We start from the raw sequence: 20,361 nt of genomic DNA, 5'->3' as shown, positions 1-20,361 counted from the left end.
TATTCCTGTAGGGATGTTAATTAGAATGCCTTAGAGGCTCTTGTGGAGCCTCTTGGCAGTTAGCGGCGTTCAGCCTGCAATGCTCTTGCTTGACCAAATGCGTTGTTAATAGCTTCTTTAGCAATTCCGGGCATTTGCAGTGTGAGTGCAGCAGTTTGCTCTCCAAGTTTTGATGTAACTGCATCCATAATCTTGGCTCTGTCTTCATCTGTGGCGCTACCGTGAAGTTCGATATGGATGTTGGAGCCTTCTACCGTTACTGGAGCGTTAATCTGTGTGCCAGCAGACGCACCAGATGTAGCGGCACCAGACATAGGAGAGATAGAAGAGGATTCGTACCTGTTGTAAAACCCTGCCATCTGTTTGATGGTGTCTGCACTGATTTGGAACTGTGGAGTGATTCCCGGCATTGCTCCAGTTTGTCCCAAAGTGTCAGGAGCCAAATCCCTTGCCTGTTGCTTATACTCTTCACGTTTGTCCTTGACGTTGAATAGCCAGTTCCACAAGCCACCAATAGGGCCGCCCTGATGTTGTGTGTTGCCATCAACATTGGAGTAGTCGTGTGTGCCAACCATGTCTAACGACACTGGCATATCTGCCGTTGTCATTCGATCTTGAGTTTGTTGGTTCTGAGACTTCTTACTCCCATCCATGTTTAGACCAAGGGCGAATCTAATCAAACCTGTCTGAGCTTGGGTTAAGCCTTCGTCAAAATCGCTTAGAAGTTGTTTGGTTGGCTGTAGAGCCTCGTTCAGTTCTTTATGAGCTTGGATGTTGTCCCGCATTGCCTCGTTAAGTTCAGCACTATTGTTAATACCAACTTCATTTAAGAAGGATTGACTATCAGCAAGAGTTTGAGAATAGGCTACACCCTTCTTCTTCGCGGCTAGAGTTTCTTGGTTTTCAGCAATCATCATTTCTTGAGCGCGTACTACCAAATCGTTACTAAAACCTTCACCCTTCTTGAGCTTTCTGTTGAACTCAGCAGCCGATTTATCATCGTCTTTAATGCCTGCCTTTTCGCCGTAAGCCTTCATTACATACTTGGCTAGGAGAGTATCGTTCTCAGAAATTTCATTCCAGTCGGCCTTGTCGCCTCGCTGATCGCCGCCAGACATTTGGTTAAGTTGGCGGTTAAGTCTTTGGCCCTGCTCTCTGTTTAAGCCTGAGATTGTCATTGCTGTTCTACGACGTTCGTATTCGGCTAGGATTTGGTCAGGAGTCTTCTTACTAGACTGCATCTGCACGAAACTGGAAAACTCTTTAGCAGAGTCGTTGTCGATTGGTGCACCAGTTTTGTTGGAGAGTTTGATATATTCGTCACGCCACATCTTGCGAGTTTCAGGAGTCTTACCCAGAGGTGTAAATACCCCTTCAAAAGCTTCAGCATCAACTACACCAGCTTTACGCTGTTGAATACGTTCATTCATGCTGCCAAGTGCCAGCGTCAAGCCTGTTAGGGCTGCACCAAGACCACCAAGGGCGAGCATTCCGCCAGACATACCCATACCACCAAAACCACCAAACATACCGCCTCTAGGAGCTGGAGCATTCTGTCGAGCTTGCCAAGCTGCATGGCGTTGTTGTGCCATCTGAAAGCGTGCTGCACTCTGATTAGCGTTCTGTGTTCTATTCTGGGCTGTCTGTTGTTGTGCTGCTGTTTTGTTAGCAGCTTGTTGTGCACGGATATGAGCCTGTTGTTTAGCATGGTTCATTTGCTGTTGCAGGCGTTGCAGTTTGGTCATCGAGGCCAAGTGTGCATCGTTTGCCTTCTGTGTAGCAGCTTGCAACTTCTGGTGGAGAGCAGCCAGCCTTGTTTGTTTGGCTACAGAAGCCGTTACAGCGTTCTGGGAGGCGAGTTGTTGTTTAGTGACGCCTGCGCTATTCATTTGTGCAGCATGAGCCTTAGCAGCGATTACAGCGGCGTCTTGCTGTGCTTTGAGTACACTGGATGCAGCCTGAGCTTGTTGCTTTGTACCTGCATACTTCAACTTCTGTTGAGTTAACTCTGCTCTGAATGTTTGTCGTTGTTGGTTACTAAGGGCAGCTTCTGTGCGGGCTTGTAGTTTCAATGCTGCATCAAGTTTCTGTCTGGCCCTCTCTGCATCACTAACATCAATTTTTAACTTCAGACCTTTCGTCATCTGGTTGGCAAGCTTTGTATAATCTTGCCCAAGCTTGGCCATCTTTTGTGAGGCGGCCTGCATCAACTGGTTGAATCGTTGCAACTGTGCTGGATTTACTTGGAAAACTAGCTTGCCAACTAGTTTTGCAATCTCTTCTGTATGGACTGTCATTTGTTATCTCCTGTTAGAGCACTACCGCCATACGAATGTTTGTTTGGAAGTGGTGTGTGACTTTCTGCCAGTCCATTCAGGGTTTTGGTTAGGGTCTTTACACTGCTGCCAATGTAGAGTGGTGATGCAGTTGTGATGTAGTTGCGTTCTACAGCCATTCTGTAAAATTCTTCAATGCTACGGCGTACAATCAAACCAGCGCTTAGGGTTACAACAAATCCTTCCGGGGTTGCAAACCAGAACAAATGATAATCAGGAATGTATCCAAGACGCTGTTGGAAGAATCTACGAAGGTAACGAGTGAATTTGATAATGTTGGTTGGTGTTACAAGGAACACACTGAAATGCGTCCCTGTATCCGTCATTACTGTTAGGTGCAGCTTCAGTGTGTCTTTATTAAGCACGTGTTTATAGCTCCATAAATTGGATATACCTTGTTAGGCGGGAATTGGTTGTGTTGTGTGCAGGTTGTAACTAAAGGGCGAATTGCTCGCCCCGGTCTTACCACTACACTGTATTAAGCGTGAAGCTTGGTACGGTCTGCACGTTCAAAGCGTGGGTTGTGGCGGGCTTCAACTTCTAGTTCGATTTCAGCCATTAGAGCAGCTTTACGTTCCGATTCACGACGTTCAAACTCTTCAAGCACTTCCTTTGCTCGTTGTTCTTGTTTCTTAAACAGCTCGTTGTGTTGAATAATCTCCTTCTCATATGCAGCTTCAGCGGATGCTGTGATCAAAGGAATATATGTTTCAAATACATGGTCGGGGGCAATAGCCACAAACGATAGTGGAACTTGAGGAGCGACTACCAAGGCTGTGGAGCTGTTACAAAGTTCCCAGCCTTCTGCTTTAAGCTGTGCGAAACGCTCTAGGGCTTCATGTGTTGTCTGAACATAGTAGATTGTTCGTCCTGTTGGCTGCCTGCTCCCTTCATGTTGAGGTAAGCCAATTCTTGCTGCCTGAATAGCTTGTTCAACATAGGCTGCTTTTTCTGCTTTGTTAGATTTGCGAATTTCCAGTTTCATATTTTTATTCTCCGTTTTATTAAATTGTGTGGGTGGTGTAATGTTGTGTGGCTGCGAATAGCAAGCCGAGTGATGCACTGCTGCTGATCATCCAAATGAAGAGGTCCATTAGAACTCTCCTGCCAAGAATTGATTGGCAGTATCATCACCAAACATACTGCGCATCTTGTCTGCAATACGTTGGCGGTATGCAAGACGTTTAATAATCATTGCCTTCTTAGCTAGAGCAGCTTCAGCGTTAGCCAGTTTGGCAACAGCAAGCTTGTGGCGTGCACCACGCATATTCTCTGTAGCTGATTCTCGGGTGAGTTGCTCTGGTGCTGTAGGTGCAATCTCTGGAACTGGCTGCACTGTGATGTTCACGTTGATGTTTATGTTCATTGGTATGGTGTCTCCTGTTATTGAGTTGGTGTTTCTGGTTGCGGTTGCTCTGGTAGCACAACGAGCTTTCGCTTATTGGCTCTGTGTAGTTTCATGTAGCACGTATGGCTACAGGTTCTTTTTGCAGTTGCTCGACGTGTCTCTACAGGTTTACCGCAGACCACGCACGGACATACAACAGTGTTTGCCATAATGGCCTCCTGTGATGTGAGTTAGAGTTGATTTGTGAGAATAAGAATCTGGAGGCAAGAGAAAGGGCAGATTTCTTAGGTCTGCCCTTTACGCCACCACACCAGATGACAACTTTGAATTTGTTCCATGTGGTCGCCAGCAACATGGGGTACTGCTTGAGGCTTATGGAGAGCCTTTGCGGAGGAACCCGTATGGTGAAATTGAAAACACCATACTGGAATCTAAGAATATGTCCCGGCTGGCGAGCGTCTGCCGGGGGAGACTGGAGGTGCATATAAGGAAGGATATGCGTTGCTCAGATGTACTGAAGAACAGTACAACTTGCTAAGACTGGAGGTGTCAGCAAATTTGGAATTCTGGAAGGAGGGGGCAGTTCTGAAGAGTTCTAAAACGTTTTATCCCTATCTGCTATTAGTATAGCACGGATATCCATTTTGTCAAGCACAGAATGCATTATGTAGTCAACATCTTTATATTAATTGTTGATTGATGTGCTGATAGGGTGGGGCTATGGCGGTTGGTTGGGTGTGGATATAGTCAGGGGCGGGAATGTACTAGCAGGACAACTCAGCTATGAAATGGACGTTGGTTGATAAGGTCAGATGATCCCACGCGGATAACCGGGGGCCGCAATCAGGCGCGTCCATGGCTTGGATGGTGTCTTGAATTGACGGCCTGTCGCGGGGTGGATACGATAATCCCCACATTGCTGCATGCTGGGTGAAGATCATGTCGTAGATCAGCGCCGAGTTCCACGCGACTTGCGTATGCCCCGGGCCTTTGTTGAGGCCGGCGAGCATGTCGACCCAGCGCTCGAATTCCGGCTTCCAGCGCCCGCCGTAATAGGTGGTGCGTTCGTAGTTGCGGATACCGTCGGCGCTGAGCTTGAGTTCGCGTTCGTACCATTGGTCTACCGTGCGATAGGGCACGCCGAGGGCTTTCCAGTCTTCCAGGCCGATGGGGTTGACCAGTGCCAGTTGCTCGACCTGTTCGGGGTATTGCAAGGCATAGCGAGTGGCGAGCATGCCGCCGGTGGAGTGTCCCAGCAGGGTGGCTTTCTGTATGCCCAATGCCTTGAGCAATTGCTGGGTGTTCGTCGCCAGTTGCTGGAATGTGTACTGATAGTGCGCCGGCTTGCTGGAGCTGCAGAAGCCGATCTGGTCCGGGGCGATGACCCGATAGCCGGCGTCGCTGAGGGCTTTGATCGAGCTGTCCCAAGTGGCGCCGCAGAAATTCTTGCCGTGCATCAGCACCACGCTGCGACCATTGGCCTTGCCGTGGGCGGCGACGTCCATATAGCCCATTTGCAGGGACTGGCCCTGGGATTCAAAGGCGAAATGCTTGAGTGTGTAGGGATAGTCGAACCCTTGCAGCTCAGGGCCGTATTCCGGCGCTTGGGCTTGGGCTTCGGCGTGGGCGATGGCGGGCAGGGCGGCAGTCAACAACAGGCCGGGTAACCAGCGGGGGAAGTGGCGCGACATGGGTGAGCTCCATGGAAAATCCGCCGATGCTGGATCGGCTCGATTAGGGCGGCATTAAACACAGGCAATCGCCGCCCTCGATGGTTCAACCCATCCAGCCCAGCGTCGCTACGGCCAACGCGCCGTAGCGGGCACCTTTGGCCAGGGTGACGATCAGCAGGAAGCGCCCCAATGGCTCGCGCATGACCCCGGCGACCAGTGTCAGCGGATCGCCGATCACCGGTAGCCAACTGAGCAGCAATGACCAATGGCCGTAGCGCTGGTAATGCAGCCGGGCTTTTTCCAGGTGCCGGGGGCTTACCGGAAACCAGCGCCGCTCTCGGAACCGTTCGATCCCGCGCCCCAGCCACCAGTTGAGCAGCGACCCCAGAACGTTGCCGAACGTCGCCATCGCCAGCAGTGCCCAGAGCCAGTAGCGGTCGCTGAGCAGCAGCCCCACCAACACGGCTTCGGATTGCAACGGCAGCAGCGTGGCGGCACCGAATGCCGCGAAAAACAGCCCGAGGTACGCGCCTGGCATCAATGGGCGGGGTAGTCCGCGACCACCAGGTCAGTGCCGTCCTTTTTCAGGCCGATGACCTGGTAGGCATCGCTCATGCCGTCCATTTCCATGCCGGGCGAACCCATGGGCATGCCAGGGGCCGCGACGCCCAACAGATCGTCGCGCTTGCTCAAGGCCAGGACCTGGTCGGCCGGGACGTGTCCTTCGACGAATTTGCCGTTGATCAACGCGGTGTGGCACGACGCCAGGCGTGGCGGCACGCCGTGCTGTTGCTTGAACTCGCTCATGTTGGCTTCGACGTGGTCTTCGACCTTGAAACCATTGGCTTCAAGGTGGCTGATCCATTTTTTGCAGCAACCACAATTGGCGTCGCGATGAACCTCGATCGGAATGAGGTCGGCGGCCTGGACCAGGGAGGACATGAACAGGGCGCTCAGGGCGATCAGACGCAGAGGGTTTCGCATGGGATTCGTCTCGGCTAACGGGCAAAAAAACGCATTCTGACCCTTTTTTCCGGTCAGGCATTCAAGGAGTGTTTCGAAATACTACAAAGATCCGCTATTCGATGATGGTAGATCAGTGCTGTCAGGCAGATGATGGGGACATTACAAAATCGTCAGGTTGAAATGGCGCAGGCGCGTGTTTACGTGATCCTCGGGTCAAAAAAGGCTCTTCACGCATACCTGTAGGAGCGAGCTTGCTCGCGATGGAGGTCAACGATGATGTGGGGAGCCTGACACCCCGCGGTGCTCTCAGGTTTTTCGTCGGAACGCCGCCCGGAGCAGGCTCACTCCTGCAGATATTTCGTTATCTCAGCGGTCGAGCAGTTTCATGACTTCCTCCGGATAACGCAGGCCAGCGGTGGCATTCGCCGCAAAGACCGACTCCAGCGCCTGATGGTTATCGCCGCAATGAAGCTAAAACTCTTCATCGGCTGTAACATGTGACCCCGCTTGTGGCCGCTTATCCCGGGAACAGGGTAAGTGCCTGGCAAGCGTCTTGATACAAACCGGATACATTTTCAGATTCAGGAACCCGCAATGACTCAGTCGCAACGTTTGAAATACTCGATTCTGATCTCCCTGGTGGTGCTGGGGATCATGTTTGGCCTTTCCTGGTTGCAGAACACCGGCGTCATCAGCGAAAAAATGTTCCAGTACATCGCCATTGGCGTGGCGGTGATTGTGGTAGTCATCAATGGCGTGATGCGCCGCAAGGTCAAGACCTGATCCTTCGCTCACTGGTTGCGCAGGATGGCGGCAGCCTGTGGATGCAGGCTGTAGCTTTTGTCGGGGTTCAGGACAATCACGCCTTCACTGCACAAGCGCTTGAGCACTTCGCGCACGCTGAGAAAGGACAGGGGAATGTCCAGGTCCAGCAATTGGCTGTGCACGCCACGCACGCCAAGACTGCGGTCGCTTTCGGCGGCCGTCAGCAGGGCATCGATGACTTTCAGGCGGATCAGGCTGGTGCGCAGGCCATAGCTTTTGAGCAGGATCCGGATCCGCTCGTTACCGTGGCGATCGGTACGCGGCTCGAACACGCCGACTCCCATGGAAGTACCCTTTGGCGCGTTGCTACCGTCCGTTGGCAGTTGCGAGTTGTACATTGCAAAACTCCTTTTCAGAGCCTGATCAGGAAAAATGGGGCGCTCTTACAAGATTAGACGTATGAGCTGCCCAAATCATGAAGGCGCGAATGTAGAAATTTTGTCGACGTCGTGTGATCAGCCTGTCAGTTCGCACGCCAATGTGCGGCAAAACCCTAAATTATTGATGTGAGCTTCGTCCCTACAGGGAGGCACTGCGCGCGTGGGTGCGCGCAACAGCGGCCATCGTTTTTTCGATCAGGAGCGAGCGTGATTATTTCCAGCCAGTTAACCAGGTTGAGCCTGGCGGGTGTGACTCTGGGGGTGAGCCTGGGGTTGAGCCTTGCGGCGAGCGCAAGCGATACGTCTGCGCCAACGAGCGCGGACATCCGCCGAACCAGTTTCGGTGTGCCGCACATCCGCGCCGACAACGAGCGCGGGCTGGGTTACGGCATCGGCTATGCCTACGCCCAGGACAACCTGTGCCTGCTGGCGAACGAGATCACTACAGTGAACGGCGAGCGTTCGCGCTATTTCGGACCGGATCAGTTCACCGTCGAGGCGCGCGAGAATCTGGTCAGCGATCTGTTCTTCACCTGGCTCAACACCCCGCAAGCCGTCGCCGGTTTCTGGCAGGCCCAGACTCCGCCAGTGCGTGAGTTGGTTGAAGGTTATGTAGCGGGGTACAACCGTTTCCTGAGCGAACGTCGTGCCCAGGGTCTGCCGCAACAGTGCCAGGGCGATTGGGTGCGGGACATCACGGCAATGGATCTGGTCAAACTGACCCGGCGCCTGTTGGTCGAAGGTGGCGTCGGCCAGTTCGCCGAAGCCCTGGCCGGTGCCACGCCACCCCAAGCCGTGGCCCGGGGGGCGAGCGCCCAGGCAGCGTTCCAGGTGGCCGCCACGCGCCTGCAAAGGTTTGCCCTGGACCGCGGCAGCAATGCTGTCGCGATCGGCAGCGAACGTTCCTTTAACGGACGCGGCATGTTGTTGGCCAATCCGCACTTCCCGTGGGTGGGCGGCATGCGTTTTTATCAGATGCACCTGACCATTCCCGGCAAACTGGACGTGATGGGCGCGGCGTTGCCCGGCCTGCCGCTGATCAACATCGGTTTCAATCAACATCTGGCCTGGACCCACACCGTGGATTCGTCCAGGCATTTCACACTGTACCGCCTGCAACTCGATCCCAAGGATTCGACCCGTTATCTGCTCGACGGCCAGTCCTTGCCGATGGACCAGCAGACTGTGACCGTCAACGTCAGGCAGGCGGACGGGCAGGTCAAGGCGATTTCCCGTGTGGTCTACAGCTCGAAGTTCGGTCCGGTGGTGCAATGGCCGGGAAAACTGGATTGGGATCATCAGTACGCCTTCAGCCTGCGCGATGCCAATCTGGATAACGATCGCGTCCTGCAGCAGTGGTACGCGATGAACCGCGCCGAAAACCTCAAGGATTTCCAGGACTCGGTGCACAAGATCCAGGGCATTCCGTGGGTCAACACGCTGGCGGCGGACGATCAGGGGCAGACGCTGTACATGAACCTCTCGGTGGTGCCCAACGTCAGCGTCGACAAGCTGGCACAATGCAGCGATCCGCGAGTCGGCCTGCAGATGATCATTCTCGACGGTTCCAACAGCGCCTGTGCCTGGGACATCGATCCGCAGGCGCCACAACAGGGCATCTATGCAGCGGACAAGTTGCCGCAACTGCTGCGCAAGGATTTTGTCCAGCATTCCAACGATTCGGCGTGGATGGCCAATCCGGCGCAACCGCTGACCGGCTATTCGCCGCTGATCAGCCAGGATGGCCAACCTTTGGGCCTGCGTTCACGCTTTGCCCTGGACCGTTTGAGTGCGCTGACCGGGGGCGGCAAGGTCGCGGTGGCGGACTTGCAGCACATGGTCATGGATGATCAGGTCTATCAGGCGGCTCAAGTGATGCCGGACCTGCTGCAATTCTGCGCCGCGGGTCTCGGTGCCGATGCCAAAACCCTCGCGCCACTGTGCGCCAGCCTCAAGGCTTGGGACCGCAAGGCCAACCTGGCCAGTGGTCTGGGTTTTGTGCACTTCCAGAATGTCATGGAGGCACTGGAGTCGGTGCCGGACGTATGGCGCGTGGCGTTCGATCCGCAGGACCCGCAACACACCCCGAGTGGACTCGCCGTCGATCACCCGCCAGTGGCCAAGGCGCTGCGCACAGCGATGCTGGCTTCGGCTGAGCAGGTCAAGGCGTCAGGCCTCAAGCCGGACACTCGCTGGGGCGACATCCAGGTGGTCAGCAGCGGCGGGCAACAGACGCCGATCCATGGCGGGCCGGGTACGTTGGGGGTCTACAACGCTATCCAGAGCGTGCCGCGCAGCGATGGCAAGCGCGAGGTGGTCAGTGGTACGAGTTACCTGCAAGTGGTGACCTTTGACGAAAAAGGACCGCAAGCCAAGGGGCTGCTGGCGTTTTCGTTGTCGAGTGACCCCGCTTCGAAATTTTCACGGGATCAGACGCAGGCCTTTTCGCAGAAGCAATGGAGCGTGCTGCCCTTCACCGAGCAACAGATCACGTCCGATCCGCAGTATCAGGTACAGACGATCCGCCAGCAGGATGCCAAGGTCGTCGCGCATTGAGGTAGTGGAGTTTTACGGGAGCACTGTAGGCCGCACCCCGCACGGGTGGCGGCCTTTTCAGCTTTTCGGGGGCTTTTGCGGGATCGCGTTGACCACCAGATTGCCGTTGTCATTGCGGGTCAGGTAGACCGGCAGGACCCGCGGCAGGGACTTCACCAGGCCGTTGATATCCTTGATGTTGTAGATGCCGCCGATATGGATCGAGCCGGTGCTGTTGTCGGCGACCATCAACGGTTTGTCCAGGTAGCGATTGATCAATGGCAGCGCATCGCTCAGTGCCAGATCGTCGAGCACCAGCTTGCCCTGGCGCCAGGCCAGCGAACTGTCATTGTCATAGGTCTGGCTGATGCGGGGAGTGAAGTCGCCGCGACGATAACTGGCCTGCATCGCCGGGTCGAGACGCAAACCGTCGCCGGGCAGGTCGGTGTTGCTGCTGACCAGTACCGAACCCTGGATCAGATTGACCTTGACCTGGTCTTCATACATCCAGACGTTGAATTGGGTGCCGGTCACGCGAATCCGTCCTTCGGCGGCCTTGACCACAAAAGGGTGGCGGGTGTCATGGCTGACCCTGAAGAACGCTTCGCCTTTTTTCAGCGTGACTTGCCGCTGATCCTTATAGTTGCTGTACGTCAGCTCGCTGCCCAGGTTCAGCTCCACCTGGCTGCCATCTTTCAAGGTGACCGTACGAACATTGTCGGTGGCTTGGAAATGCTGGTACGCGTTCGGTACCCAGCCCAGGTGCCAGCCGCCATATCCGGCCAAAGGCAGCGCCAGGGCACAGACTGCCGCGGCAATGGCCAGGCGGCGCCACGGAGCTTCGGGCTGGGGGCGAACCAGCGGCAGGACGGGTGCGGGGCGGGGCAGGTCGCCGGCCACATCCCATATTTCCAGCATCGCTTCGTACTCGAAGGCATGGAGCGGATGTGCATCACGCCATTGTTCGAACGCGTGGCGCTCCTGCTCTGTGCAGTCATTGGCGTGCAGACGCATGCACCAATGCGCAGCGGCATCGGTGATGGCGTCGTAGTCGGCTTCCGAGAGCGTGTGTTCGGTCATTGGCTCATCCTGATTTCGTGCATTCTAACCTTGGGGGCAGTCTGCGAGAACATCAGTCATGGCATTTAACTATCAATGTGTAACTTTTTTTCAACGCTCCGCCCCTGGATAGCCTGTTGTCGGCTTGCAGTATCCATAGGGCGCGTGAAAAAAGATCAAAAAAATCATCACAGTGCCATTGCGGCCGATGTGCTGCGCAGATCCGGGATCTGCGCTTTGTGATGTCAGAGTCAGGTTCAAGAGGCCGGTGTGACCGGCACCGGGTCCAGTTGCCGGCCCATTTCGCAGATCAGGAACGCGAGCGAATCGGCATTGTGCAAAATGACGTCAGCCCTGAAGTTCGCATTTTGCCCGTCCAGGAATGCATCCCTTGCCCTCTCCATGGTCCTGCTGCCCGTTAACCTCAGAATGGCCTTGCCGACGTGATAAGACTCCGGGATCGAATCCAGGCTGATCCACGATTGCAGGCTGCTGTTCCAACGCGCAAACAGTTCCTCCTTCGGCGTGTCCAGCGACAAGGCTTCGCGCTGGAATTTCAGTTGGGACTGTTTCATGGCTTCACCGTAGGCCGTGATCGGCGCTACCAGGTCGCTGAAAGGGCGCCGGGCTTCAAGGTATGCAATGTCCACGGCCGCGGAAAACAGGTGAGCGAATTCGTGTATCAGCGTGGCGGCCTGGCTGTGGCCGTCGACGTTGAAGGGCTCGGTCAGACAGGATTTGTACCAGTCGAGTTGTTGATCGAAGAACCTTTCGGTGAAATGCACGTGGCGCTGTCGGTCCTTGTCCAGGACAAACGCGATGAGGTTGTCCTGCGGGGCCCGGTTTGAACCCACGACAAAACGATGGGAGTTCATCCAGTCTTCATCAGGGTCGACCAGCGCGTTGCAGATGGGGAGGATGGCGTCCTTGATCTTGTCGAGCAGCGCTGCGTTGACCTCGCCGACACCAAAGAAATCTTTGAGGAAGGTGTCCAGCCGGGTACCGGGGGCGAATCTGCGCAGTTGCGTCATGTTGTGCAGGCTGTTGAACGCGTAATAGCGCGCCATGTCGATGGCCTGCACGATCATTCGGGCTTTTTCGGGATGCCTGGCGCGAATGTCTTCCATCCCCCGGGCCTCGATGTTCAGCACCTCCCCGGCGATACGGGCATGAGCAAACTGGTTGTGCATTTTCGACATGGCCTTGCCGAAGTGCACCGTATGGATGTCCGGGTCGATCACCAGTTGCTTGTCTGGCGCCGTCAGCAATACGGGGCCTTGTTCCTTGTCCTTGATCATTCGCCAGGCCGGCCCGGTCTTGTCTACGCCGTAGACCTTACCGGCGATGGGGGCGTAGGTTTTTTTGCTCGCCGCATCGAGGTAGGTGCCGTCAGCGCTGTTTTTCGTCAGGTTCTTGAGTTCGACCGTGGTTTCGAACGGTTGCAGCCGTGTGCGCAGCGGTGCCGTCGAATCGATCTCGGACCACTTTGGCGCGATGATCGGTGTGGCGATCGGTGCGCCAGGGTTTTCCTGGGTTGCCTGGGCCGTGTCGGTCCATCCTTCGAGCGACAGCCTGCCCAATGAGATGAGTTGCGCCGCACCGGCGATGAACTCCTCCAGCGCAACTTTCCAGTGATGATCCTGCAGGGCTTCTGCGGAGTTGAGGGCATCCTTGTAGGCGTTCCAGAGAAACTGCGCATAAGCGAGTTTGCCCGGCAACAGGCCAAGTATGCGGTGGATGTTGGCGCCGAACAGATGTTTGACGGCCTCCCAGTCCGCCTGGCTTGCCGTGTGTAACTGGCTGCCAAGCATTTGCGACAGCAGTCGGGTGTTGTCGTGGAACAGCTGGGTGAGCAAGTTGCCGTCGATGGGGTTGGACCCGAGGGTGATCTCACTCGATTGCCCAACGGTCGAGCTGAACAGGTTGCGGAAGGCGGACTGCTCGCTGTCCGGCAGGCGCCGTAGCAACATGTCCTGCAAGGGCCCCGGTGTGTTCAGCGCCGAGACAACGCTGGCCTCAGTGTCGAATTCGATAAAAGGCGAGCCGCCAGGGTGGTAAGGGGCATACAGGACCTGCGGCCCGGCCTTTGCGTTGCCGGGGCTCACCAGGTACAGGCCCAACGCTTTGACCGCGGCGGCGCCGGTGGTCTTGATCAGCTCCAGAGGTCGGGCAATCGCGTGTGCTCCCTGCACGGCTGCCCGGGCCGTGGCGTCCGGCATGTCGAGCACCTGTCGAAGCAAATCGAACGCGCTGCCGGATAGCCTTTGCAGCAGCTTCAGTTCGTGGGCGTGTTGCAGCAGTTGCCAGGGCAGTTGCTTGACGAAGCGCTGCATCCGGCTTTGAGCATCGGCCGTTGCACTGGACAATGTCTGCGTTACCTGTGCTGCGTAGCTTTGCACAATGTTCAATGACTGCAGCAGTTGACGGACCGCGGCCTGGTCCAGCCCCTCGGGCAGCGCCTGGGAGGTTGTCGGGGAAACCTGGAATCCGGAGCCTTGCGCGGCATTGACATGGTTCAGGGCGAACTCGGTAAGGCTGCGGGCGGGACCGGTCAGGTTGAGGTCGGGGATGATTTGAATATCGTCGGGGTCCAGCGTAATGGCCGGGAAGCGATTGCCGAGCAAGGTCGTCAGCCGTTCATGCACATACGACCTGAGGGGAGTGATCCCGTGCAGGTAGTCTTTGTCCTCCTCGACGCTGTTGCGGTATTGCTCCAGCAGTTCAACGTGCAGCCGCTGATCTTCAAGCGGGGCCATGCCAAGCCATGTGGGCAGTGACTGTTGCAGGGTGATCGCCCGGGCGATCGAGGTGGCTCTGCGCAAATGGGTGTTGATCCCGGCGGTGGTCAGCGCTTTCAGCGCCTTTTTCTGCTTCGTGTCGCTCAGTTCCAGGCTGCGCGCGTGTTCGCAGCGAGCCAGAAAGTGATCGATGGATGAGCGTGCGACTTGCTCCAGTACTGATCCTTCAATCAGCCGCAGCGCACCCAGTGAGTAGCTTTGGTGGAATTGGCGTTGGCTCGGGGTGAGGTTTTCCAGTAGCGCCATGCGTTGTTGCGGGTCGAGCAGGCGCCGGTTCAGTTCTTGCCTGGCACGGCTGATGTTGTCAAACACCTCCAGCCCCTCGGCGGGCGTCCACAGGATCGTTCGGCCGGAATGCGAGGGGTCGAGTCCGCCGCGCTCGGTCAGGAGCAGGCAATGGGCGAGCGGCAGGACATCCCGCACACCGGAGCACTCAAGGGTCAGTGAATAGGCATCGGGCCGGAAGCCCTTCAAGGAGCGACGGTTATGCCTTTCGGCCTGATCCGGGTTGAACACTGTATCGACTATGGCCCGGTCCGCATCCGTCAATGTCGTGCTGAGGGTGCGCAGGCTTGCCTCGCCGCGGATGCCGACGGAAAGTGCATGGGCCAGGCGTGGCTGCAGGTTTTCCAGGTAGACCCGCTGCAGCGCCAGTGAAGCGATCGGTTGTGCGGCGAAGTCGGCGTTGATCAGCGTTTCGATGTCACTGAAGCTCTTGATGAACGCTGCCGCCGTATCGGCCAGCACCATGGACGGATGCTGGTCGCCAGACAACACCGGCCGCGTGCTCCAGCGTCCGTCAGTCTCCAGCTTCAGCAGCCGCTCGTTGATCATCGAACGGATATCCAGCGCCTTGTCGAACAGGGCGTGGATGTCGACGGCACCGTCACTGTGGCGGAACACCTGCAGGCTGTATTCCGTGTTCTGCAGTTGCTTGGTGACGATGGCGTCGAAGAGCTTGCTGAAGATCGCGCCGGAGATCGCTTCCCCGGTCACATTCGGCCGGTCAAAACCAATGAATCGCTGGCGTTCGTCCAGGCTCAGCAGGCCATAGAGTTCGTCCTCGTGACCGGCCGCGCCGAACTTGCTCCGCACGGTATCGCGCAAGTCCTGATAGTCCTTGAGCACCTGCAAACCTTCGGTGGGCGTGTAGAGAAACGCATGACTGGCGCTGACCATCAGTGAACCGGCCAACTCAACATAGTTGGCCTGGTACTCCCACAGGCGCACGGTTTCGACCGTCATCGATGTGTTCGTCCGGCTGGCCGTCGAGATCAACGCGTGCAGGTCCTGGCTTTGCTCCGCAGTGATGATCCCGGCTTCGCGCTTGAGCAGCAGTTGCACGCGCGCCTGATCGGCGATGGCCCGGCCGAAGAGTGCGCGACGCGAGGGGCCATTGGCGCTCGCCGCGTTCCAGTATTGTTCGAGCTGCCCGATCAGCAGGCTGAGCAGTTTGCGCGAGACAGTCGTGACCGCCGTTTCCCAGTGTCCCTGGTCTGCGTTTGCCAGGGACTTTTTCGGGTGGGAAAATTCATGGGTCTGCCCGGAGGGCCAACGCTGATGGCGATAGTGCAGGAGCACGGCGTCACTCAGCGACAGGGAATTGACCCAAGGTCGCGCCGGATGACTTGCGTCCTCGTTCCCTGCAGTCGCTGCCAGATAGAAATTCACCCGGGTCTGGCTCTGATCCACGCCGGGAAAAGACGCGGTCAGTTGTTCAGCCAGCAAAGCATCGAGCAGCGACGTCAGGGACGGTAGCGCCTTGAGTTCGTCGAGCAGGGCCTGGTCGTTGAGTTGTTGATGGCGGGAAAGGGTGGTGCGCTGGTCCTCGAACACGTCGCCCTCAATGGTCTGATATTCCAGCCCGATATCGTCGGCAGCCACCACCGTCTTGCGTTGTGACAGCGCCATGAGGGCCAGCAGTTCATCGTCTTCGTCGGCTGCTTTGAGTTGTGCTGCCAGATGTTCGGTCAGGACCGAGCGGCTGGCGAGTTTCTGTATACCGGCGTACGGGGTGTAGAGAATCACGCCGTTGTCATCCGGTGTCGCGGTCAGCAAAAAACTGCCGGCCAGCGCCAGGGGTTCCTGGCCAGGGACCTTCAAAAGGATTTTTTTCGCCAGCATGGGCGGCGTCTGCTCATCGCGCAGTACCTGGCTGGCCAGTTCGATGTGGCGCAACCATTCGAAATCCTTTTGCGTCAGCCCGTGGGTTTGGCCCAGCTCTCGCCAGAGACCGGGCAACGTCAGTGCTTCGGGGAAAAACAGCGGAGTTACGGGTGTAGACATCGTCGAGTCTCGTTCAAGGGGCCACTCAAGGGCGCCTGTGGGTTGAGCATCGAGACTAAAAGCCAGTGCGTTGACGCAGGTGGTAAATAGATAACGCACGGGGCGTGGGCATTGGTGACACGGATATACCTCATCGCCCCCTGAGCGAAAGGTTGACAGGTCGCTCGTCGCGCGTTGTTAATCGGCGGGTCTTTGTACGCTGTTGTTCCCTCCAATAATCATTCTGGAGCTTCAGATGTCTGCGCCACACGATCACGCCTCTACTGCCGTCTCGTCACACCTGTCACTCGAAGCGCTGAGCGCTTTGCTGGAAAAGATTTTTCTGCGTCATGGCACCTCCGCCGAGGTTGCCAGGGTGCTGGCGCAAAACTGCGCCGGTGCCGAGCGCGATGGCGCCCACAGTCACGGGGTGTTCCGGATCCCGGGTTATGTTTCGACGCTGCAAAGCGGCTGGGTCAATGGCCAGGCCGTTCCGGTGGTCGAAGATGTGGCTTCGGGGTTTGTGCGGGTCGACGCCAATAACGGTTTTGCGCAACCGGCCCTGGCGGCGGCACGCGAATTACTGGTGCAGAAAGCCCGAAGTGCCGGCATTGCAGTGCTGGCGATCCGTAATTCGCACCATTTCGCGGCCTTGTGGCCAGATGTCGAACCCTTCGCGTATGAAGGGCTGGTAGCGTTGAGCGTGGTCAACAGCATGACCTGCGTGGTGCCCCACGGTGCCGACCGACCACTGTTCGGTACCAATCCGATTGCCTTCGCCGCGCCACGGGCTGGCGGCGAACCGATTGTCTTTGACCTCGCCACCAGTGCCATTGCCCATGGCGACGTGCAAATTGCCGCACGCCAGGGTGAACGCTTGCCGCAAGGGATGGGTGTGGACAGCCTCGGCCAGCCGACGACCGACCCGAAAGCGATTCTTGAGGGCGGCGCGTTGCTGCCTTTTGGCGGACACAAGGGCTCGGCGTTGTCGATGATGGTCGAGTTGCTCGCGGCGGCACTGACCGGCGGCAATTTTTCCTTCGAGTTCGACTGGAACAACCACCCAGGCGCCAAGACGCCCTGGACGGGCCAATTGCTGATCGTGATTGATCCGGACAAGGCCGCGGGGCAAAGTTTTGCCGAACGCAGCCAGGAACTGGTGCGGCAAATGCACGGTGTCGGCCTGAAGCGTTTGCCGGGTGACCGGCGTCATCTTCAGCGCGCCAGGTCGCTGGCCAATGGCATTGAACTGGATGCCCGGACGCTGGCGAACCTGCGGGAGCTGGCGGGGGATTGATCCTCTCGGCAGGTGCGATAGAACCTGTGGGAGCGGGCTTGCTCGCGAAGACGTCGTGTCAGCCAATATCCAAGTTGCTGACACACCGCCTTCGCGAGCAAGCCCGCTCCCACAGGGTTCAGTGTGTGTCTGTGGTTACCGACGCCCCAGCAACAACCCCACCACCAGACCAAACCCGGCGGAAATCGCCACGGTTTGCCATGGATGCCCGCCGATATAGGTTTCAGTGGCCTCGACCGCGGGCAGGGTGCGGTTGCGCACGTTGGTCACCGAATCCCTGGCCTGCTGGAGTTTCAGGGCGATTTGTCCGCGAAGGGTGTCCGCTTCTTCCCCGACCAGTGAGGCGCTGCTTTTCAGCAGTTTTTCCGACTCTTCGATCAACGATTGAAGTTCGCTGAACGCTTGATCCTTGATTTGATCTTCGGCAGCTTGCGCGGCGGTTTTGCGGGCCATTGAAGTACTCCTTGCGGGTAAGTGGACAGTGAACAATGGAGTCTGCGGCCGTCGGAAAAGTTGCAGCTATTTTGCCCGGGAAGGTCATCTTGCTGAAAAACCGGCGCAGGACATTTCGCCCTACAGTGTAAGATGTCGCCAATTTTACGCAGCAGGAAATTCCCATGAGCTTCAATCTGGCCGACAAACCCCTCGCCGAGCGCGCTGCGCTTGAAGACGAGAAATCCCGTCTGTTCGAACTCTGGCAAAACAACCTGGGCAAAGCCAAGGGCGAGGCCGCACGGTTGTTTGGTGAACGGGCCAAGCGCAAAGGCAAGTGGGCCGAATGGGTACGCGCCGAACTGGACGGCATGTCGCCCCCGGAATACGCCAACATGGTGCGCAGCGAAGTCAATCGCCTGATGGCGGCCAACAAATAACATCGGCTGTCAGGCGAAACTCGCGACAATCGCTTCGCGCACCTTCAACACGACCGGGTCAAGCTGGGTGCTGGTGCGCCAGCCCAGTTCGATCGGGTAGCGCGGCAAGGCCAAAGGGCAGGGCAGCAGTGCCAGGCCGCTGAGCGTCGCGATGCTTCGGGCGGCATGGGCCGGAATGGTCGCCACGGCCTGGCTGCCCTTGAGCAAATGCGGCAGCGCGGCAAAATGCGTGGTCGAGGCGCACACCCGCCGACTCAGGCCCAGCGCCGCCAATCCTTCATCGGTAATCCCGATAAAACCGCCGGAAGACACCAGAATGTGCTCGCGGGCCACAAACTCCTCAAGACCGATGCTGTGCTGGCCCTCGACCAGGCTCGACGGGTCCGCCAGGCACAAATAACCACCTTCTCCCAGCACCTGGCGGCTGAGCAGCCGCTCGGCAAACCCGCCCGCGGTGATCGCCAGGTCAATGCTGCGCTCCATCAACGCCTGGGCAACGATCTGGCTGTGGGTCTGGCGGAAAATCAGCCGCAACCGCGGCGCGCTCCGGGCGATTTCCTCGATAAGTCGTCGACCGTAGGCAATTTCGAAATCGTCCGACATTCCTACGGTGACCGAGCGACCTTCGTACTGCTGCGCAGCCGGATCGACCATCGCCAGGCTCTGTCGGCATTTGTTCAGGGCCTCGCTGACCACTGGCTTGAGCTGATTGGCCTTGAGCGAGGGCGCCAGGCCGCGTCCGGTGCGTACGAACAGTTGATCGCCATACACCTCGCGTAACCGGCGCAAGGCCGCGCTAACCGCCGATTGCGTCACCCCCAGGCGCAAGGCGGCCCGGCTGGCGCTGGACTCTTCGTGCAGCGCTTCGAAGACTTTGAGCAGATTGAGGTCGATGTTGGTGATATTCATTTGGTTCATATCATTCAGCAGTGAATCGGTCTTTATTGATGATCACGTGGCGCCGGAGAATGAGCAATCCCTGATGCGAATGGAGTTTTCGTGATGCCCAAATCAATCGTTGCGGCCTTGCAGATTGGCGCCTTGCCCGGTGGCAAGGCCGACACCCTGGAACAGATCCTGTCCTATGAACATGCGATCATCGAATCCGGCGCCGCGCTGGTGGTCATGCCGGAAGCGCTGCTGGGTGGTTATCCCAAAGGCGAGGGCTTTGGCACGCAGCTCGGTTATCGGCTGCCGGAAGGGCGCGAAGCCTTTGCGCGCTATTTTGCCAACGCCATCGACGTGCCCGGCGCGGAAACCGAGGCGCTGGCGGCGCTGTCCGCACGCACCGGGGCGAATCTGGTGATCGGCGTCATCGAGCGCGCCGGCAGCACCTTGTACTGCACCGCCTTGTACTTTGATCCGCAGGCCGGGCTGGTGGCCAAACACCGCAAACTGATGCCCACCGGGACCGAACGGCTGATCTGGGGCAAGGGCGATGGTTCGACGCTGCCGGTGATCGACAGCCAGGTCGGGCGCATCGGTGCGGTGGTGTGCTGGGAAAACATGATGCCGCTGCTGCGCACGGCGATGTACGCCAAGGGCGTGGAGGTGTGGTGCGCGCCGACCGTGGACGAACGGGAGATGTGGCAGGTCAGCATGCGCCACATCGCCCATGAGGGGCGTTGTTTCGTGGTCAGCGCCTGTCAGGTCCAGGCATCGCCCCACGCCCTGGGACTGGACATCGCCAACTGGCCGGCGGATCGGCCGTTGATCGCCGGCGGCAGCGTGATCGTAGGACCCATGGGCGACATCCTCGCCGGACCGATGCGAGATGGCGCTGGTCTTCTGACCGCGCAGATCGATACTGACGACCTGGTGCGCGCCCGCTACGACTATGACGTGGTCGGTCACTACGCTCGCCCGGATGTGTTCGATCTGACCGTGGACGAGCGCGCTAAACCGGGGGTGCGCTTCACTTCCTGATGCCTTAGGGCTTTGGCCAAACCAGTCAGGCAACTTGATAACTTTGACCATTGCCCGCCACCCCTGGCAGAGCGAGTATTT

17 protein-coding genes are annotated in these 20,361 nt (G+C 57.5%); 5 read left to right on the top strand and 12 right to left on the bottom strand.

The genetic code is table 11. The annotated features are described in order from the left end of the window. Nucleotides 1-59 precede the first annotated feature (59 nt). From AC3WN7_RS11505 to AC3WN7_RS11475, 7 genes are all read right to left on the bottom strand, one after another. Nucleotides 60-2,297, bottom strand: coding sequence for a hypothetical protein (locus AC3WN7_RS11505; RefSeq protein WP_102673766.1), 2,238 nt, complete (start codon nt 2,295-2,297; stop codon nt 60-62). Next, the gene (locus AC3WN7_RS11500; protein ID WP_146022358.1) at nt 2,294-2,701 is read right to left on the bottom strand and encodes a hypothetical protein; all 408 of its coding nucleotides are present in this window, start codon (nt 2,699-2,701) and stop codon (nt 2,294-2,296) included. Before AC3WN7_RS11500 ends, AC3WN7_RS11505 begins: the two co-directional genes overlap by 4 nt. 113 nt (nt 2,702-2,814) lie before the next feature. Further along, complete coding sequence (locus AC3WN7_RS11495; protein WP_146022360.1) at nt 2,815-3,321, bottom strand: hypothetical protein; 507 nt, start codon at nt 3,319-3,321, stop codon at nt 2,815-2,817. A 108-nt stretch (nt 3,322-3,429) separates the two neighbouring features. Further along, nucleotides 3,430-3,702 (bottom strand): hypothetical protein, encoded by a 273-nt coding sequence (locus AC3WN7_RS11490; RefSeq protein WP_102673767.1) that lies wholly within the window; start codon nt 3,700-3,702, stop codon nt 3,430-3,432. A gap of 746 nt (nt 3,703-4,448) precedes the next feature. Continuing rightward, nucleotides 4,449-5,375 (bottom strand): alpha/beta fold hydrolase, encoded by a 927-nt coding sequence (locus AC3WN7_RS11485; protein ID WP_256585635.1) that lies wholly within the window; start codon nt 5,373-5,375, stop codon nt 4,449-4,451. 85 nt (nt 5,376-5,460) lie between these two features. Beyond that, the gene (locus AC3WN7_RS11480) at nt 5,461-5,895 is read right to left on the bottom strand and encodes a YqaA family protein (RefSeq protein ID WP_095966659.1); all 435 of its coding nucleotides are present in this window, start codon (nt 5,893-5,895) and stop codon (nt 5,461-5,463) included. Next, nucleotides 5,895-6,341 carry a DUF411 domain-containing protein gene (locus AC3WN7_RS11475; protein WP_015094964.1) on the bottom strand — a complete coding sequence of 149 codons (447 nt, stop codon included), beginning with the start codon at nt 6,339-6,341 and terminating at the stop codon, nt 5,895-5,897. Before AC3WN7_RS11475 ends, AC3WN7_RS11480 begins: the two co-directional genes overlap by 1 nt. Nucleotides 6,342-6,917: 576 nt before the next feature. On the opposite strand from AC3WN7_RS11475, the gene AC3WN7_RS11470 reads away from it, so the two are divergent. After that, on the top strand, nt 6,918-7,106 hold the full coding sequence (locus AC3WN7_RS11470) for a hypothetical protein (protein ID WP_015094967.1): 189 nt from the start codon (nt 6,918-6,920) through the stop codon (nt 7,104-7,106). Between the two features lie 8 nt (nt 7,107-7,114). On the opposite strand, the gene AC3WN7_RS11465 is transcribed toward AC3WN7_RS11470, so the two are convergent. Then, nucleotides 7,115-7,486 carry a hypothetical protein gene (locus AC3WN7_RS11465; protein ID WP_015094968.1) on the bottom strand — a complete coding sequence of 124 codons (372 nt, stop codon included), beginning with the start codon at nt 7,484-7,486 and terminating at the stop codon, nt 7,115-7,117. A 249-nt stretch (nt 7,487-7,735) separates the two neighbouring features. Here AC3WN7_RS11465 and pvdQ point away from each other — a divergent pair, with 249 nt between their 5' ends. Further along, on the top strand, nt 7,736-10,084 hold the full coding sequence (pvdQ, locus tag AC3WN7_RS11460) for a bifunctional acylase PvdQ (RefSeq protein ID WP_102673768.1): 2,349 nt from the start codon (nt 7,736-7,738) through the stop codon (nt 10,082-10,084). A gap of 57 nt (nt 10,085-10,141) precedes the next feature. Here the strand turns inward: pvdQ and AC3WN7_RS11455 are convergent, their stop codons facing one another. Both AC3WN7_RS11455 and AC3WN7_RS11450 read right to left on the bottom strand, forming a co-directional pair. Further along, the gene (locus tag AC3WN7_RS11455) at nt 10,142-11,143 is read right to left on the bottom strand and encodes a FecR family protein (protein WP_102673769.1); all 1,002 of its coding nucleotides are present in this window, start codon (nt 11,141-11,143) and stop codon (nt 10,142-10,144) included. Nucleotides 11,144-11,379: 236 nt separating this feature from the next. Next, complete coding sequence (locus tag AC3WN7_RS11450) at nt 11,380-16,206, bottom strand: M35 family metalloendopeptidase (RefSeq protein ID WP_102673770.1); 4,827 nt, start codon at nt 16,204-16,206, stop codon at nt 11,380-11,382. A 235-nt stretch (nt 16,207-16,441) separates the two neighbouring features. Here AC3WN7_RS11450 and AC3WN7_RS11445 point away from each other — a divergent pair, with 235 nt between their 5' ends. Continuing rightward, nucleotides 16,442-17,482 carry an Ldh family oxidoreductase gene (locus tag AC3WN7_RS11445; protein WP_015094972.1) on the top strand — a complete coding sequence of 347 codons (1,041 nt, stop codon included), beginning with the start codon at nt 16,442-16,444 and terminating at the stop codon, nt 17,480-17,482. Nucleotides 17,483-17,617: 135 nt separating this feature from the next. Here AC3WN7_RS11445 and AC3WN7_RS11440 read toward each other — a convergent pair whose 3' ends face one another. Further along, entirely contained in the window at nt 17,618-17,935 is a 318-nt protein-coding gene (locus tag AC3WN7_RS11440; protein ID WP_102673772.1) for an ElaB/YgaM/YqjD family protein, read from the bottom strand. 164 nt (nt 17,936-18,099) lie between these two features. On the opposite strand from AC3WN7_RS11440, the gene AC3WN7_RS11435 reads away from it, so the two are divergent. Next, the gene (locus AC3WN7_RS11435) at nt 18,100-18,354 is read left to right on the top strand and encodes a hypothetical protein (protein ID WP_007970091.1); all 255 of its coding nucleotides are present in this window, start codon (nt 18,100-18,102) and stop codon (nt 18,352-18,354) included. Nucleotides 18,355-18,363: 9 nt separating this feature from the next. On the opposite strand, the gene AC3WN7_RS11430 is transcribed toward AC3WN7_RS11435, so the two are convergent. Beyond that, on the bottom strand, nt 18,364-19,272 hold the full coding sequence (locus AC3WN7_RS11430; RefSeq protein ID WP_095966664.1) for a LysR family transcriptional regulator: 909 nt from the start codon (nt 19,270-19,272) through the stop codon (nt 18,364-18,366). Between the two features lie 84 nt (nt 19,273-19,356). Here AC3WN7_RS11430 and AC3WN7_RS11425 point away from each other — a divergent pair, with 84 nt between their 5' ends. Next, nucleotides 19,357-20,280 carry a carbon-nitrogen hydrolase family protein gene (locus AC3WN7_RS11425; protein WP_095966665.1) on the top strand — a complete coding sequence of 308 codons (924 nt, stop codon included), beginning with the start codon at nt 19,357-19,359 and terminating at the stop codon, nt 20,278-20,280. Nucleotides 20,281-20,361: the final 81 nt, after the last annotated feature.

The sequence above is a fragment of the Pseudomonas sp. FW305-70 genome, assembly GCF_058783925.1.
This window is presented reverse-complemented; position numbering and strand designations above follow the sequence as displayed.